Genomic DNA, 13,669 nt, shown 5'->3' on the forward strand with positions numbered 1-13,669 from the left:
TTGTTACTGAGTTGCAAAGGTTTTAAAAAAGGTTCAAAGGTTTTATATTATTCTTCAATTTTAGAAATTATTTTATTAAAAAGTTGTTCTCTTTCTAATTTAGAAATTGAATCTTTTAAAAATAGAAAACTAGCACCATAAGTTGCATTTGCTAAAATACCATATTCTTTATTGAAAAAAATCATTCCTGGATGGCTAACTAATCCATTACCAGCACTTAATCCGTATAATTTAAAATCTATATTTTTATAATTAACCTTTTTATTTTTAAAAAAGAAAATATCTTCTCCAACTAAAACATCCTTTTTTATATAATATCTAAAACCTAAGTTTTTTATTTTCTCTTTAGATAAATATTTATAATCAATTATTGTGTCTTTATTTTTTATACTTAAAGAAAGATTAAATTTTTTGTTTGTCACAACATTAAAAACAATAACCTTTTCATTATTTTTCTTATCACAAGAAAATAAGAAAAAGACAATTATTAATAAAAAAGTATTACTCAACTTCATTCAATAACAATATTATACTTTTGTAACAATCCCTCAATATTTTCTTTAGAAAACTTCGCTCCTTTTAAACGATTGTTTTCTGGATCGATATAAAAATTAGTCGAAGTGATAAAATTAGCTTTTTCTAAATTGGTTTGTGTAAAAATTGCATTTTTTAAATCACAATCTTCAAACAAAGCCATATTCAAATCAGTTTCGGTAAAATCTACAGCGTCTAAATTACAATCTTTAAATGACGTTTTTGGAATCTTTAATTGATAAAACGATGAAAAATTTAACTGACACGCATTAAAACTTAGTTGTAATAAAAACGAATCGCATTCATTAAATTTTACGCCAATCATTTTACATCTCATAAAATTCACCTCTTTAAAAGCAGTATTTGTAACAATGGTGTTGCTTAAATTACAATCGATAAATTCACATTCTACAAACTGAATATTTGACGCGTGCACATTTTCAAAATTACAATTGGTAAAAGTACAATTGTCATATTCTCCTTTTTTGATGTTGGTTTTTGTGAAATCAGCTTTTAAATACGTTTCGCTATCGAAGTAATTGTCTATCATTTATATTTAGTATTAAAGTTAGAAAGTAAAAAGTTTATTAAGTTCTCATCTACTTTCGAACTTTCAACTTTTAAACTTTAAAACTCAATTAAACAGCTTTTAAACTTAAATCCATATTATAAACCGAATGTGTTAACGCGCCAGAAGAAATAAAATCTACGCCACAATCTGCATATTTTCTGATGGTTTCTTCGTTAATTCCGCCAGAAGATTCTGTTAAACATGTATTGCCAATTAATGCAACTGCTTTGCGAGTATCTTCGTAATTAAAATTGTCGATTAAAATTCTATACACGCCACCACAATCTAAAATTTCTTGAATTTCTTCTAAGTTTCTTGCTTCTACAATAATTTTGATATCAATATTATTTTGTTTTAAATACGCTTTTGTTTTGTTAATTGCCTCTGTAATTCCGCCAGCAAAATCAATGTGATTGTCTTTAATCATTACCATATCATACAACGCAAAACGATGATTTTCTCCGCCACCAATTTTAACTGCCCATTTTTCGATAGCTCTAATTCCGGGTGTTGTTTTTCGTGTGTCTAAAACTTTTGTTTTTGTGCCTTTTAATAAATCAGCAAAAAAGCGTGTTTTCGTTGCAATTGCACTCATGCGTTGCATGGAATTTAACACCAAACGTTCTGCTTTTAAAATAGATTGAGAACGCCCAGAAACATAAAAAACGATGTCTCCAAATGTTACTTTTTCCCCGTCGTTTATCAAGGTTTCAATTTGTAAATCTGCATCAACTTGTTTAAAAATCATCTTCGCAAAGGCAACACCAGCAATAATTCCGTCTTCTTTTACCAATAATTTTGCTTTGCCTTTTGCATCCGTAGGAATACAAGAAAGTGATGTGTGATCTCCTTCTCCAACATCTTCTCGAATGGCATTGGTAATAATGATTTTTAATTCCGTTTCAAATTGTTGTTGTGATATCATAAAATGGTTTTGTGATGTAAAAATAGGAATGATTTTCAACTTTTTGTCAGTTCGAGTGAATTTATGAGTGAAAAACGAATAAATTTGCTCTGACAGTAATTGTCACCTCGAGCGCAGTCGAGAGGTTTTAATTAGGTCTCGACTGCGCTCGACCAGACATACACCATGAAAATCAAACTTCTCGCCATCGGAAAAACAGATGATAAAAATTTGCATCAATTAATTGAAGTGTATCAAAAACGTTTGCAACATTATATTAAATTTGAATTAGAACTGATTTCTGACATTAAAAATGTAAAGAATTTAAGTGAGGTTCAGCAAAAAGAAAAAGAGGGAGAATTGATATTGAGCAAATTGCAAAACACCGATCAATTAGTTTTGTTAGATGACAAAGGAAAGCAGTTTACATCCATAGAATTTTCTCAGTATTTACAAAAGAAAATGAATGCAGGAATTAAACAATTGGTTTTGGTAATTGGCGGACCTTATGGTTTTTCTGATGCCGTTTATAAAAAAGCACAAGGTAAATTATCGCTTTCTAAAATGACATTTTCTCATCAAATGATTCGCTTATTTATTGTGGAACAAATTTATAGAGGATTTACCATTTTGAAGAATGAACCATATCATCACGAATAAATAAGGTTTGTTTTTTTTTAGCTTTAACATAATCTTGAGGAGAATATGTTGTTCCTTTTTTAAAAGCAATAAAAAACGGGTTATAAGATGAAAAGCCTATTTTGAAAGCTAAAGACTCAAAAGTTTCTGTATTTAAAAAACCTTCTTTTATAAGCGTAATAGCATCTTGTATCCTACTACTCATTCTGTATTCAGAAAAAGAAATTTTAGAATGATATTTAAATAAATAAACAATATGGCTTGTAGGCACCCCTAAAATTTCAGCGATATCATTTTGTGAAATTTTTGAGCTACGAAAAATCACTTTTTTAATACTTAAATTATCAACTTCTTTAATATAACTTACAATGTTAGCTCTAATATTTTCTTGCAATCTCTTATCTTGACTGTTCTTATTACCCTCAGTTTCTAAAACCCAATTATTACTTACATTTTCATTAAATGTTTCAACCTCTTTCTTTTCAATTAGAGAATCATTAAATTTAAGTAAAGTTCTATTAAGTATTGGAAGCCCAAATAATATTTCTGGAGATGTTAAAATTTTAAAAAACATAAATAACCAAAATAATAATAAAAAACTAGCCATTGATTTCCCTGTAAGGTTACTGCCTTTATTAGCTTCGGTGTACAATGATACTAATAGTAGGACGCCAACAAGTGTGTTAATAGTAAATAAATATAATGTCCATTTTTTAACCAAATTAAAATGCTTACTATTTAAAAGTAAATTTTTTCTAAACCATATTTTCTTACTTAAGAAAGTAAAGGTTAATATTGAATAGAATAATATAAACATGCCTATAAAAAAGAAATTAGTCATCGCGCCAAAATAAAATATAAAACTATTTTCTATAGTTTCATTTGCGTTAATAAAAAATAGGACAAGAATAAAAACAACGTGTTTTAAATCTTTAAAATTATAGGGTTTATTTTGAAGTATTAAGTATTTATAATATAGATAAAAACAAGGAATAATAATTAAATAAAATATTGAATATATCCCTATGTCTGGATTTAAAACTGTCTGTAGTCCAAATTTATAACTACCATGAAGTAAAAAACGAAATGAAATTACACTAATAATTAATACTAGAAAAAAATTACAAAAAGGGTTAGATTTATAAGACCTAACCATTAAAAGAAGGGTTATAACTCCAATAATGCCTGTCAATAAAAATAAAAATGATTCTATCAAAATATTATTAGATTAGAGTTTTATCTTTCAAAACTAATCAAATTGATTAAGCTATTTGAATTTGTTTTACTGTTTTATTAAAATTCTTACTGATTTCCTTAAAACACGAACAATATAAAAACTCTTTTATATCTAGATTTTGTTTTTTTGTTTTATGTTTGATCGAATTAAAGACTACCTATTGTGTAAAAAAATGCATTCACATTAAATACTTCTGCCAGTATTTTTTTTATAAAAGTATAAGAAGAGTAATAATTGATGTTTTGGGGGAAATATTAAAAACCTACTCTGAAAATTTATTTAAATATATGTTGGCAGATTTTTTTACATATCATATTAAAAAAACTTCAATTTTTTATCTATTTATTTAATTACACAAATATTCTGCTTCAAAAACACAAATGAAAAAGATCTTGTAATTATATAAAATTTAGACAATAAAACTCTATAAAATCTCACTATTTAATTTCTTACATTTGCTGAAATTAAAAAAATGAAACTTGTATTTGCAACAAACAATCTCAACAAATTAGCAGAAGTTCAAAAAATGCTACCAAGCTCAATTCAATTATTAAGTTTGAGTGATCTCAATTGTTTTGATGAAATTGAAGAAACTGAAACAACCTTAGAAGGAAATGCACAGTTAAAAGCAAATTATATTACAGAAAAATTTGGTTACAATTGTTTTGCAGATGATACTGGTTTAGAAGTTGAAAGTTTAAATGGCAATCCTGGAGTTTATTCTGCAAGATATGCAGGTACAGAAAACAATTCTGAAAAAAATATGCAAAAATTATTATCAGAATTAAAAGATAAATCGAATAGAAAAGCACAATTTAGAACTGCCATTGCATTGAATTTAAACAACGAGCAATTTTTGTTTGAGGGAATTTGCAAAGGCGAAATTTTAACAAAAAAACAAGGTGAAAAAGGTTTTGGTTATGATCCTGTTTTTAAACCAAACGGATTCAACAATTCTTTTGCAGAAATAACATCAGAAGAAAAAAATAGCATTTCTCATAGAGGAAATGCCATTCAACAACTTATACGTTTTTTAATAAAAAATAAAACCTAAATTTGTCTCCTCGAGCAGAGTCGAGAGGTTTTAATCTTGATTAGGTCTCGACCCCGCTCGACCAGATATTTCTCTTTTTATGAAAAACAAAACATATACAAAACAATTTATATTACTACTAGTTTTAGTAGTGGTTTTGTGCATTGTAAATATTAGTTTTGGTTCAGTTTCTATTCCTTTTAAAGATATTTTCGCTATCTTTTTAGGCGATGAAACCATTAAGGAAAGTTGGCAAACCATCATTCTAAATTTTAGGTTACCAAAAGCAATTACAGCTATTTTAGTCGGTTCTGGATTGTCAATAAGTGGTTTATTAATGCAAACATTATTTAGAAATCCGTTAGCCGGCCCCTTTGTGTTAGGAATCTCTTCTGGAGCAAGTTTAGGAGTTGCATTGCTTATTTTAGGTTCTTCCTTTTTTGGCGGAATTGCTTTTTTAGAATCTACCAATTGGTCCATTGCAATCGCATCGAGTTTAGGTTCTTTTTTAGTCTTATCCGCAGTTATTTTAGCAGCAAACAAAGTACGAAATACCATGTCGATTTTAATTATCGGATTGATGTTTGGTAGTTTTACGGCTGCAGTCATTAGCGTTTTATCTTATTTTAGTGAAGCACAACAAATTCAACAATATGTGTTTTGGAGTTTTGGTAGTTTAGGAAATTTATCTTGGGATGAATTAACGGTTTTTATCACCATTTACCTCATTGGTTTTACGGGAGTTTTTGCAATTATAAAGCCGTTGAACAGTTTTTTATTAGGAGAAAAATACGCAAAAAGCTTAGGAATTAACATCAAACAAAGTAGAATTATTATTTTGGTAATTACAAGTTTGTTAACAGGAGTAATTACTGCCTTTTCTGGCCCAATTGCTTTTATCGGATTGGCCGTTCCACATATTGCAAAATTAATTTTTACCACATCAAATCATAAAATATTAATTCCGGCTACCGCAATTACCGGCGCAATTGTCTTGTTAATTTGCGATATTATAGCACAATTACCAACTCTAGAATATACGTTGCCAATCAATGCAATTACATCATTATTTGGCGCGCCTGTTGTTATTTGGTTGTTAATCAGAAAAAAGAAAATATACGTTTAATTGAACACTTCTAAGAAACATATCATTTTAGAAACCAAAAACTTAACTATTGGTTATCAGCAGAAAAAAGCAAAAAAAATAATTGCTTCGGATGTGAATTTAGCCATTGAAAAAGGGAAATTTATTGCCTTGTTAGGGAAAAACGGAATCGGAAAATCAACCTTATTAAGAACTATTTCTAAAGTTCAAAATCAATTATCTGGTGACGTTTTTTTAAATGATAAAAACCTACATGAATATAGCAATAAAGAATTGGCTACAAATTTAAGTTTGGTATTAACTGAACGTTTACCAGAAAGTCAATTAACTGTTTTTGAACTAATTGCACTTGGAAGGCAACCGTACACAAATTGGATTGATACTTTATCTGAAAAAGATATCGAAAAAATAAATGTCGCCATTCAACTTACCGAAGTAGAACATTTAAAAGAACATCGATTTTATGAGTTGAGCGACGGGCAATTACAACGTGTATTAATTGCCAGAGCTTTGGCGCAAGACACAGATGTCATCATTTTAGACGAACCAACTGCGCATTTAGATATGCATCATACGTATAAAATATTTCAGCTTTTAAAAAATTTGGTAGCAACTACTCAGAAAACCATCTTAATTTCTACACATCAAATTAATTTAGCCATCGAAATTGTTGATGAATTGATTATTATGAATTCTGATGAAGTAATTTCTGGAAAAACAGAAGACTTAATTGAACAAAATAAATTCAAAAATCTGTTTCCTAAAGAAATATTACATTTTAATAAAAATTTACGCCAATTTACAATTAGCAAAGACAATTAGTTTTTCTATATTTGATGTTAAATTTCTTGAAAAACGAATCAATCCAAACTATAGATAAATACCAATGAAAAAAATACTTCTCTCTGCAAGTATAATTGCTTTTTTAGTTTCTTGTAGTGCTAGTAAAATTTCACCTAATTCTGATCCTAATATAGATTATGCTGAGAAATATGCAGCAACAATCACAGAGAAAGATTTAGCAAAGCATTTGTTTATTTACGCTTCTGACGAATTTGAAGGTAGAGAAACAGGAAAAACAGGACAGAAAAAAGCAGCAGCTTATTTAAACAAGTTTTATGTAGATCATGGAATTGCATCTCCATTAGGTGGCGATGATTATTACCAAGAAGTTCCTGCTTCTTTTTTAAATCAAGGGAGAAGTTCTGATTTAAAGGATTCTGAAAATGTGGTTGCATTTATTAAAGGTTCAAAAAAACCTGATGAAATTGTAGTAATTTCTGCACATTTAGATCATGTTGGAATTAAAAATGGGGAAACTTATAACGGAGCAGATGATGATGGTTCTGGTACAGTTGCTGTATTAGAAATTGCAGAAGCATTTCAAAAAGCAGTAAAAGACGGAAAAAGACCAAAGCGATCTATTTTATTTTTACACGTAACTGGTGAAGAAAAAGGATTGTTAGGTTCTAGTTTTTATGTTCAACATCCAATTTTTCCGATTGCAAATACTGTTGCTGATTTAAATATTGATATGATTGGTAGAATTGACGAAAGACATAAAGACAATCCTAACTTTGTCTATTTAATTGGCGCGGATAAATTAAGTACAGAATTGCACGAACTTTCTGAAGCAATGAATGCAAAATACACAAAAATCGATTTAGATTATAAGTACAATGATGAGAATGATCCAAATCGTTTTTACTACAGATCAGATCATTATAACTTTGCGAAGTACAATGTGCCAATTATCTTTTATTTTAATGGTGCACACGAAGATTATCACCAACCTACAGATACTCCAGACAAAATTAATTATGATTTGTTACAAAACAGAGCTCGTTTGGTTTTCCATACAGCTTGGGAAATTGCCAACAGAGAAAACAGATTGGTAGTTGACAAACCGTAAAACAAAAAATGCTTTTTTTTTTGATATTAAAAACCTCGCAATTTGTGAGGTTTTTATTTTTTAATAACTACTAATGCATAATTTTAAAAAGCAACTCTTTTAAGATATCAGCTTGCGGCATTCCGTTAGCGCCAACACCTTTGCTTTTTACATCTGCTTCTCTAAGTAAACCAATAATTTGAGACACTTTTCTCATTGGATAATTTTTAGCTGCAGCAACATAATCTCCAACAAAATATGGGTTTATGCCTAAACCTTTTGCAACGCTCATTTTATCTTTAGATTTTAAACCATGGTATTGCAATACTTGCGTAAAGAAACTATTCAGCAAAGAAATAGTCATTACAATAGGATTGTTCTTTGGGTTTTCTGCAAAATAATTGATGATTCTATTTGCTTTTACAATTTGCTTCTCTCCTACTGCTTTTCGCAATTCAAAATTATTAAAGTCTTTAGAAATTCCGATATTTTCTTCGATATGTTCAGGAGAGATAATCGAATCTTTTGGTAAAATGGTAATTAGCTTTTCGAGTTCGTTATTGATTTTACTCAAATCAGTTCCTAAAAATTCCACTAACATTAACGCCGCTTTTGGTTCAATTTTATAATTTCGCCCGTTTAAAACTCTACGAATCCAATCAGAAACTTGATTGTCATATAATTTTTTACTTTCAAAAATAACTCCGGCTTTCTCAATTGCTTTGTATAATTTTTTACGCTTGTCTAATTTTTTGTATTTGTAATTTATAACCAAAACAGTTGTTGGCTGAATGTTTTCTGCATAAGAAATCAACTTTTCTATCGATCTGCTTAAATCTTGTGCTTCTTTAACAATAATAACTTGCTTTTCTGCCATCATCGGATAGCGTTTCGCCGAAGATGTTATTTCTTCTATAGAAACATCTCTTCCATACATCACAACTTGATTGAAGCCTTTTTCAGCTTCATCTAACACAGTAGCTTCTATTAAATCAGAAATTCTATCAATATAATATGCTTCTTCTCCCATTAAAAAATAAATGGGTTTTACATTTCCGTTTTTTATATTGGTAACTATAGAATTTATTTCGTCCATTTTCTTACTTTTGATTGATGCAAAAACTCAATCTTCCAACTTATTCTTTCAAACTCAAAAGTAACGAAAAACATACGCTTATTTTTGATAATTTGAGAAAAAAATATTTTGTCTTAACTCCAGAAGAATGGGTTCGGCAACATTTTGTACGCTTTTTAATTAAGGAGAAAAAATATCCTGTTTCGTTAATCGCTTTAGAAAAACAATTAACGATTAACAATCGTAAAAAAAGAACTGATATTTTAATCTTTAATGCGGATGGAAATCCGGATATAATTGTAGAATGTAAAGCGCCACAGATAAAAATATCACAAGACACTTTTGATCAAATTGCGCGCTACAACTTAAAATTAAAAGCCAATTACTTGGTTGTAACCAACGGATTAGAGCATTTTTTCTGTAAAATGGATTTTGAAAACGAAACCTATATTTTTTTAAAAGACATTCCTAATTATCAATAGCAAATTAACAAATTGTTACCAATCAAATTCACTTTTAAAACGTAAGTTTGCTGTCTTGAAAACTGCAGTCGTCATATTAAATTGGAACGGACAGAAATTGTTAGAGCAATTTTTGCCATCTGTCATAAATTTTAGTTCAGAAGAAGCTACAATTTATGTTGTAGACAATGCTTCTACAGACGATTCTATTCGCTTTATCAAAGAACATTATCCGTCTATAAAAATTATTGAAAATCCTGTAAACGGTGGTTATGCAAAAGGCTACAACGATGCTTTACAACATGTTGAAGAAGATATTTATTGTTTGTTAAATTCTGATATTGAAGTTACCAAAAATTGGTTAACTCCAGTTATTGATGTTTTTAAACAAGAAGAAAACACCGCGATCATTCAACCAAAATTATTAGATTATAAAGACAAAACGAAATTCGAATATGCAGGAGCTGGTGGCGGATTTATCGATTTATTTGGATATCCATATTGTAGAGGACGCGTTTTTAATCATTTAGAAACCGACAACAAACAATTTGATGCTATTTCTGAAATATTTTGGGCGTCTGGCGCTTGTTTATTTATTCGCTCAAAAGTATATCATCAATTAGATGGATTTGACGAAGATTATTTTGCGCATCAAGAAGAAATAGATTTGTGTTGGAGAACTCAAAATGAAGGTTTTCAAATAAAATATGTGGGCACTTCAACAGTGTATCATCTTGGTGGCGCAACATTGCAAGAAACAAATCCGCAGAAAACATTTTTAAATTTTAGAAATAGCTTATTAAATGTGGTTAAAAATGTACCTAAACAATGGTTTTTATTTGTGATATTTTCTCGTTTAATTTTAGACGGAATTGCAGGAATTAAATTTATTATCGAATTAAGACCCATACACACTTGGGCAATTATAAAAGCACATTTTAGTTTTTACAGGCACTTTAATCGGTTTTTAAAGAAACGTAAAAAGCTACAGAAAAAAACGGATTACAATTTACACACAAGTATTGTTTGGCAGTATTTCTTTTTGGGAAGAAAAAAATTCAAGGATTTGAAGTAATATTTCTTTTTTATGGAACCTTAAACAAGTGTTCTAAATGATGCTTAAATTTTGAATTTGTTCTCGATACATCACGCTTTGGCGTGACACTCGAACTGACAAACTCATCAACCTTGTAACTTTGTAACTTTGTAACTTTAAAGAATATCTAAACTTCCTTTTCCTGCTCTTAACACCAAAGGTTCTGCAGCTGTTAAATCGATTACTGTAGAAGCTTCATTATCTCCATAACCTCCGTCAATAACAATATCTACTTTGTGCTGCCAACGTTCAAAAATTAATTCTGGATCTGTATTGTATTCTAAAATATCATCATCGCTATAAATAGAAGTAGAAACTATTGGATTGCCCAAAGCTTTCACAATTTCTAAAGCAATAGAGTTATCAGGAACACGAATTCCGACTGTTTTTTTCTTTTTAAAAGCGTTTGGTAACGAATTAGATCCTGGTAAAATAAACGTATAAGGTCCAGGCAGTGCTCTTTTTAAAAGTTTATACGTTGCCGTATCAATTTGTTTTACGTAGTCTGACAAGTGACTTAAATCGTTGCAAATAAATGAAAAATTGGCTTTGTCAAGTTTTATGCCTTTAATTTTTGCAATTTTTTCTAAGGCTTTTGTATTGGTAATATCGCAACCCAAACCATAAACGGTATCTGTTGGATAAATGACCAACCCGCCATTTTGCAACACTTTTACAACTTTGTCAATCTCTTTCTGATTTGGATTTTCGCTATAAATCTTAATAAATTTCGCCATTTTATTTTCTTTTGATTCTGTAAGTAAAGTTACTAAAAAAGCTCAATTGAAATTCAATTGAGCTTTTTTAGTACGTGAAATTTTCTATTTAATTTTCTACCAATCTAAATCCTTCACCATGAATGTTTAAAATTTCAACATTTTTGTCTAATTTTAAATATTTACGCAATTTAGCAATGTACACATCCATACTTCGAGAAGTAAAATAATTGTCGTCTCTCCAAATTTTTGTCAATGCCAATTCTCTTGGCATTAAATCGTTTTTATGAACGGCTAACATTTTTAATAATTTACTTTCTTTTGGAGATAATTTTTGATTTTCTCCACCATCATAAGACAAATGTCTTAATTTAGAATTAAAGAAAAACTTACCAATTGTAAACTCAAATTCATCAGATTCTTTATTGGAGTCAGATTCTTTTCTTTGTAAGATTGCTTTTATTTTAAACAACAATACTTCAGAATCGAAAGGTTTGTTTAGATAATCGTCTGCCCCCACTTGATATCCTTTTAAAACATCTTCTTTCATGGTTTTAGCAGTTAAGAAAATAATTGGGATTTCTTTGTTTGTAGAACGGATATCTACAGCTAATGAAAATCCATCTTTACGAGGCATCATTACATCTAAAATACACATATCAAAATCGTTGTTTTTAAACTCTATTAAACCTTCAATTCCGTCTTTTGCATGCGTAATATTGTAATCGTGCAACGCTAAATAATCTTTTAAAACTGTTCCAAAATTTGGATCATCTTCTACTAATAATATTTTTTTACTTCCCATAATATTGATATTTATTATTTTAAATTAATGGCAATTTTACCGTAAACGTACTTCCTTTTCCTTTTTCACTTTCAACAAAAACCGTTCCTTGATGGCTTTCTACAATTTCTTTTACATAAGCCAAGCCTAAACCATGACCTTTTACATTGTGAATATCTCCTTTGTGTTCTCTATAAAATTTATCAAACACATATTTCTGCGCACTTTTACTCATCCCAATTCCGTCGTCTTTTATTTTTAAGATAAAGAATTTAGCAGTACTTTCTGTAAATACTTCTATGTTGGGTTCATCGTTTGAGTATTTTAATGCATTTTCTAATATATTTACAACAACATTGGTTAAGTGCAAATCATTTCCTAAAACTTCTGATTGCAATGCGTGTAAATGCGTTGTAATGTTTCCTTTTTTATCAGTTACCAACAAACGAACATGTGAAATTGCATCTTCAACAATGTCATCCATATCAATTGCTATTTTATGAATGTCGATTTGATTTTTCTCTAGTCTAGAAATTCGCAATACATTTTCTACTTGTGCATGCATGCGCTTATTCTCTTCACGAATCATTTTCACATACCTATTTACTTTTTCACTATCATTTATAATCTTCGGATTTTTTATCGCATCTAACGCTAAGTTAATTGTAGCAATCGGAGTTTTAAATTCGTGTGTCATGTTATTGATGAAATCAGATTTTATTTCAGATATTTTTTTCTGTTTAATGATCTGATATAACGAACTTGAAAAAGCAACAATTATGATAAATATAAAAAATACCGAAAGCAATAATATGTTAGAAATATCGGCTAAAATGTGCTCTTGCTGATTTGGAAAAGTAACATATAATTTAAATTCACTATTTCCGCTATCATCAACAAATAATGGCGAACTAATACTATTTGCTTTGTTAATGGTATAATAACCAGATTTTAAATTTGTTAAATATCCATCAGAACTATACACGCCATATTTAAAATCGATGTGAATTCCTCTTTTTGTAAATTCTTTCTTTAAGGTTGTATTTAATTCTCTATTGCTAATTCTTTTATGAATTGGAAAAGAAGATTTATATACTTTAAATGCATCTTTTAAAACAATTTCTTCATATTCTGGATATCTTTTTATGGTTGTAAAAATCTGAGAAGCCTTGTTTTTAGAAAAATCAGTATTTGCAGAAAACTTGTTGGTATTAAAGATGTCTTCTCTACCTGTAATTCTTTTTACAACCAAACTGTCATTCTCTAAAAAATCTATAGGAACTTTAATATTTTGTTCTAAAACAGTTAAACTGTATGCTGTTATTTGCTTGCCTGTGGTATCTATTTGTTGTAGAATAAAATTACGAAGCTCGTTGCTTTTAACATTTTGTGTTTTATCTAAATAAGGTTTTATTTTTCGTTGAAATTCTGCATATTCTTTGTCAGAAACTTCTTCAGAAACGCTTGTCAATGCTATTTTAACATCATTCAAAAATTGCTTCTTTTTTGTGTCTACAGCATTGCTTATCCAATACACCTGAACCGTTACAATTCCGATTAAAGAAAAGCTCATTAAAGCTACAATAAGAACAAACATTTTTTTACCCATTCTTCAAAAATATG

General features: G+C 29.1%; 15 protein-coding genes. 7 read left to right on the forward strand and 8 right to left on the reverse strand.

What is annotated here, in order from left to right; genetic code table 11:
* Nucleotides 1–47 precede the first annotated feature (47 nt).
* The 3 genes from KCTC32516_RS11105 to nadC form a co-directional block, all read right to left on the reverse strand.
* Nucleotides 48–515, reverse strand: a complete 468-nt coding sequence (locus KCTC32516_RS11105) for a hypothetical protein (protein WP_301400551.1) — start codon at nucleotides 513–515, stop codon at nucleotides 48–50.
* Nucleotides 512–1,084: a pentapeptide repeat-containing protein gene (locus KCTC32516_RS11110; RefSeq protein ID WP_301400552.1), complete on the reverse strand. Its 573-nt coding sequence runs from the start codon at nucleotides 1,082–1,084 to the stop codon at nucleotides 512–514. The genes KCTC32516_RS11105 and KCTC32516_RS11110 overlap by 4 nt, the downstream gene beginning before the upstream one ends.
* A gap of 88 nt (nucleotides 1,085–1,172) precedes the next feature.
* The gene (nadC, locus tag KCTC32516_RS11115; protein WP_301400553.1) at nucleotides 1,173–2,030 is read right to left on the reverse strand and encodes a carboxylating nicotinate-nucleotide diphosphorylase; all 858 of its coding nucleotides are present in this window, start codon (nucleotides 2,028–2,030) and stop codon (nucleotides 1,173–1,175) included.
* Between the two features lie 165 nt (nucleotides 2,031–2,195).
* Here nadC and rlmH point away from each other — a divergent pair, with 165 nt between their 5' ends.
* Nucleotides 2,196–2,669, forward strand: a complete 474-nt coding sequence (gene rlmH / locus KCTC32516_RS11120; protein WP_301400555.1) for a 23S rRNA (pseudouridine(1915)-N(3))-methyltransferase RlmH — start codon at nucleotides 2,196–2,198, stop codon at nucleotides 2,667–2,669.
* Here the strand turns inward: rlmH and KCTC32516_RS11125 are convergent.
* The gene (locus KCTC32516_RS11125; RefSeq protein WP_301400556.1) at nucleotides 2,632–3,864 is read right to left on the reverse strand and encodes a helix-turn-helix domain-containing protein; all 1,233 of its coding nucleotides are present in this window, start codon (nucleotides 3,862–3,864) and stop codon (nucleotides 2,632–2,634) included. The genes rlmH and KCTC32516_RS11125 overlap by 38 nt on opposite strands.
* Before the next feature lie 493 nt (nucleotides 3,865–4,357).
* Here KCTC32516_RS11125 and KCTC32516_RS11130 point away from each other — a divergent pair, with 493 nt between their 5' ends.
* The 4 genes from KCTC32516_RS11130 to KCTC32516_RS11145 all read left to right on the forward strand — a co-directional run bounded on the left by KCTC32516_RS11130 (nucleotide 4,358) and on the right by KCTC32516_RS11145 (nucleotide 7,935).
* A complete protein-coding gene (locus tag KCTC32516_RS11130) occupies nucleotides 4,358–4,939 on the forward strand; it encodes a non-canonical purine NTP diphosphatase (protein WP_301400557.1) in 582 nt (193 codons plus the stop codon).
* A gap of 79 nt (nucleotides 4,940–5,018) precedes the next feature.
* On the forward strand, nucleotides 5,019–6,044 hold the full coding sequence (locus KCTC32516_RS11135) for a FecCD family ABC transporter permease (RefSeq protein WP_301400559.1): 1,026 nt from the start codon (nucleotides 5,019–5,021) through the stop codon (nucleotides 6,042–6,044).
* Nucleotides 6,045–6,845, forward strand: a complete 801-nt coding sequence (locus KCTC32516_RS11140; RefSeq protein WP_301400560.1) for an ABC transporter ATP-binding protein — start codon at nucleotides 6,045–6,047, stop codon at nucleotides 6,843–6,845. It abuts the gene before it with no gap.
* Between the two features lie 64 nt (nucleotides 6,846–6,909).
* Nucleotides 6,910–7,935 (forward strand): M28 family metallopeptidase, encoded by a 1,026-nt coding sequence (locus tag KCTC32516_RS11145; RefSeq protein WP_301400562.1) that lies wholly within the window; start codon nucleotides 6,910–6,912, stop codon nucleotides 7,933–7,935.
* A 70-nt stretch (nucleotides 7,936–8,005) separates the two neighbouring features.
* Here KCTC32516_RS11145 and holA read toward each other — a convergent pair whose 3' ends face one another.
* Nucleotides 8,006–9,010 (reverse strand): DNA polymerase III subunit delta, encoded by a 1,005-nt coding sequence (holA, locus tag KCTC32516_RS11150; protein WP_301400563.1) that lies wholly within the window; start codon nucleotides 9,008–9,010, stop codon nucleotides 8,006–8,008.
* A 17-nt stretch (nucleotides 9,011–9,027) separates the two neighbouring features.
* Between holA and KCTC32516_RS11155 the strand changes: the two genes are divergently transcribed.
* A complete protein-coding gene (locus tag KCTC32516_RS11155) occupies nucleotides 9,028–9,471 on the forward strand; it encodes a type I restriction enzyme HsdR N-terminal domain-containing protein (protein WP_301400565.1) in 444 nt (147 codons plus the stop codon).
* 55 nt (nucleotides 9,472–9,526) lie between these two features.
* Nucleotides 9,527–10,525 carry a glycosyltransferase family 2 protein gene (locus KCTC32516_RS11160; RefSeq protein ID WP_301400568.1) on the forward strand — a complete coding sequence of 333 codons (999 nt, stop codon included), beginning with the start codon at nucleotides 9,527–9,529 and terminating at the stop codon, nucleotides 10,523–10,525.
* Nucleotides 10,526–10,662: 137 nt separating this feature from the next.
* Here KCTC32516_RS11160 and KCTC32516_RS11165 read toward each other — a convergent pair whose 3' ends face one another.
* The 3 genes from KCTC32516_RS11165 to KCTC32516_RS11175 form a co-directional block, all read right to left on the reverse strand.
* Nucleotides 10,663–11,283 carry an L-threonylcarbamoyladenylate synthase gene (locus KCTC32516_RS11165; protein WP_301400571.1) on the reverse strand — a complete coding sequence of 207 codons (621 nt, stop codon included), beginning with the start codon at nucleotides 11,281–11,283 and terminating at the stop codon, nucleotides 10,663–10,665.
* Between the two features lie 88 nt (nucleotides 11,284–11,371).
* Nucleotides 11,372–12,067 carry a response regulator transcription factor gene (locus KCTC32516_RS11170; RefSeq protein ID WP_301400573.1) on the reverse strand — a complete coding sequence of 232 codons (696 nt, stop codon included), beginning with the start codon at nucleotides 12,065–12,067 and terminating at the stop codon, nucleotides 11,372–11,374.
* A 19-nt stretch (nucleotides 12,068–12,086) separates the two neighbouring features.
* Nucleotides 12,087–13,655, reverse strand: a complete 1,569-nt coding sequence (locus KCTC32516_RS11175) for a sensor histidine kinase (RefSeq protein ID WP_301400574.1) — start codon at nucleotides 13,653–13,655, stop codon at nucleotides 12,087–12,089.
* Nucleotides 13,656–13,669 lie beyond the last annotated feature (14 nt).

Origin of the sequence: Polaribacter huanghezhanensis (assembly GCF_030444335.1) — a bacterium.
Classification (GTDB): Bacteria; Bacteroidota; Bacteroidia; order Flavobacteriales; family Flavobacteriaceae; genus Polaribacter; species Polaribacter huanghezhanensis.

Excerpts from the sequence above, each read along its gene's own strand:
- KCTC32516_RS11105 (WP_301400551.1), bottom strand. The coding sequence starts at position 515 with ATGAAGTTGAGTAATACTTTTTTATTAATAATTGTCTTTTTCTTATTT.
- KCTC32516_RS11110 (WP_301400552.1), bottom strand. The coding sequence starts at position 1,084 with ATGATAGACAATTACTTCGATAGCGAAACGTATTTAAAAGCTGATTTC.
- nadC (WP_301400553.1), bottom strand. The coding sequence starts at position 2,030 with ATGATATCACAACAACAATTTGAAACGGAATTAAAAATCATTATTACC.
- rlmH (WP_301400555.1), top strand. The coding sequence starts at position 2,196 with ATGAAAATCAAACTTCTCGCCATCGGAAAAACAGATGATAAAAATTTG.
- KCTC32516_RS11130 (WP_301400557.1), top strand. The coding sequence starts at position 4,358 with ATGAAACTTGTATTTGCAACAAACAATCTCAACAAATTAGCAGAAGTT.
- KCTC32516_RS11135 (WP_301400559.1), top strand. The coding sequence starts at position 5,019 with ATGAAAAACAAAACATATACAAAACAATTTATATTACTACTAGTTTTA.
- KCTC32516_RS11145 (WP_301400562.1), top strand. The coding sequence starts at position 6,910 with ATGAAAAAAATACTTCTCTCTGCAAGTATAATTGCTTTTTTAGTTTCT.
- holA (WP_301400563.1), bottom strand. The coding sequence starts at position 9,010 with ATGGACGAAATAAATTCTATAGTTACCAATATAAAAAACGGAAATGTA.
- KCTC32516_RS11155 (WP_301400565.1), top strand. The coding sequence starts at position 9,028 with ATGCAAAAACTCAATCTTCCAACTTATTCTTTCAAACTCAAAAGTAAC.
- KCTC32516_RS11165 (WP_301400571.1), bottom strand. The coding sequence starts at position 11,283 with ATGGCGAAATTTATTAAGATTTATAGCGAAAATCCAAATCAGAAAGAG.
- KCTC32516_RS11170 (WP_301400573.1), bottom strand. The coding sequence starts at position 12,067 with ATGGGAAGTAAAAAAATATTATTAGTAGAAGATGATCCAAATTTTGGA.
- KCTC32516_RS11175 (WP_301400574.1), bottom strand. The coding sequence starts at position 13,655 with ATGGGTAAAAAAATGTTTGTTCTTATTGTAGCTTTAATGAGCTTTTCT.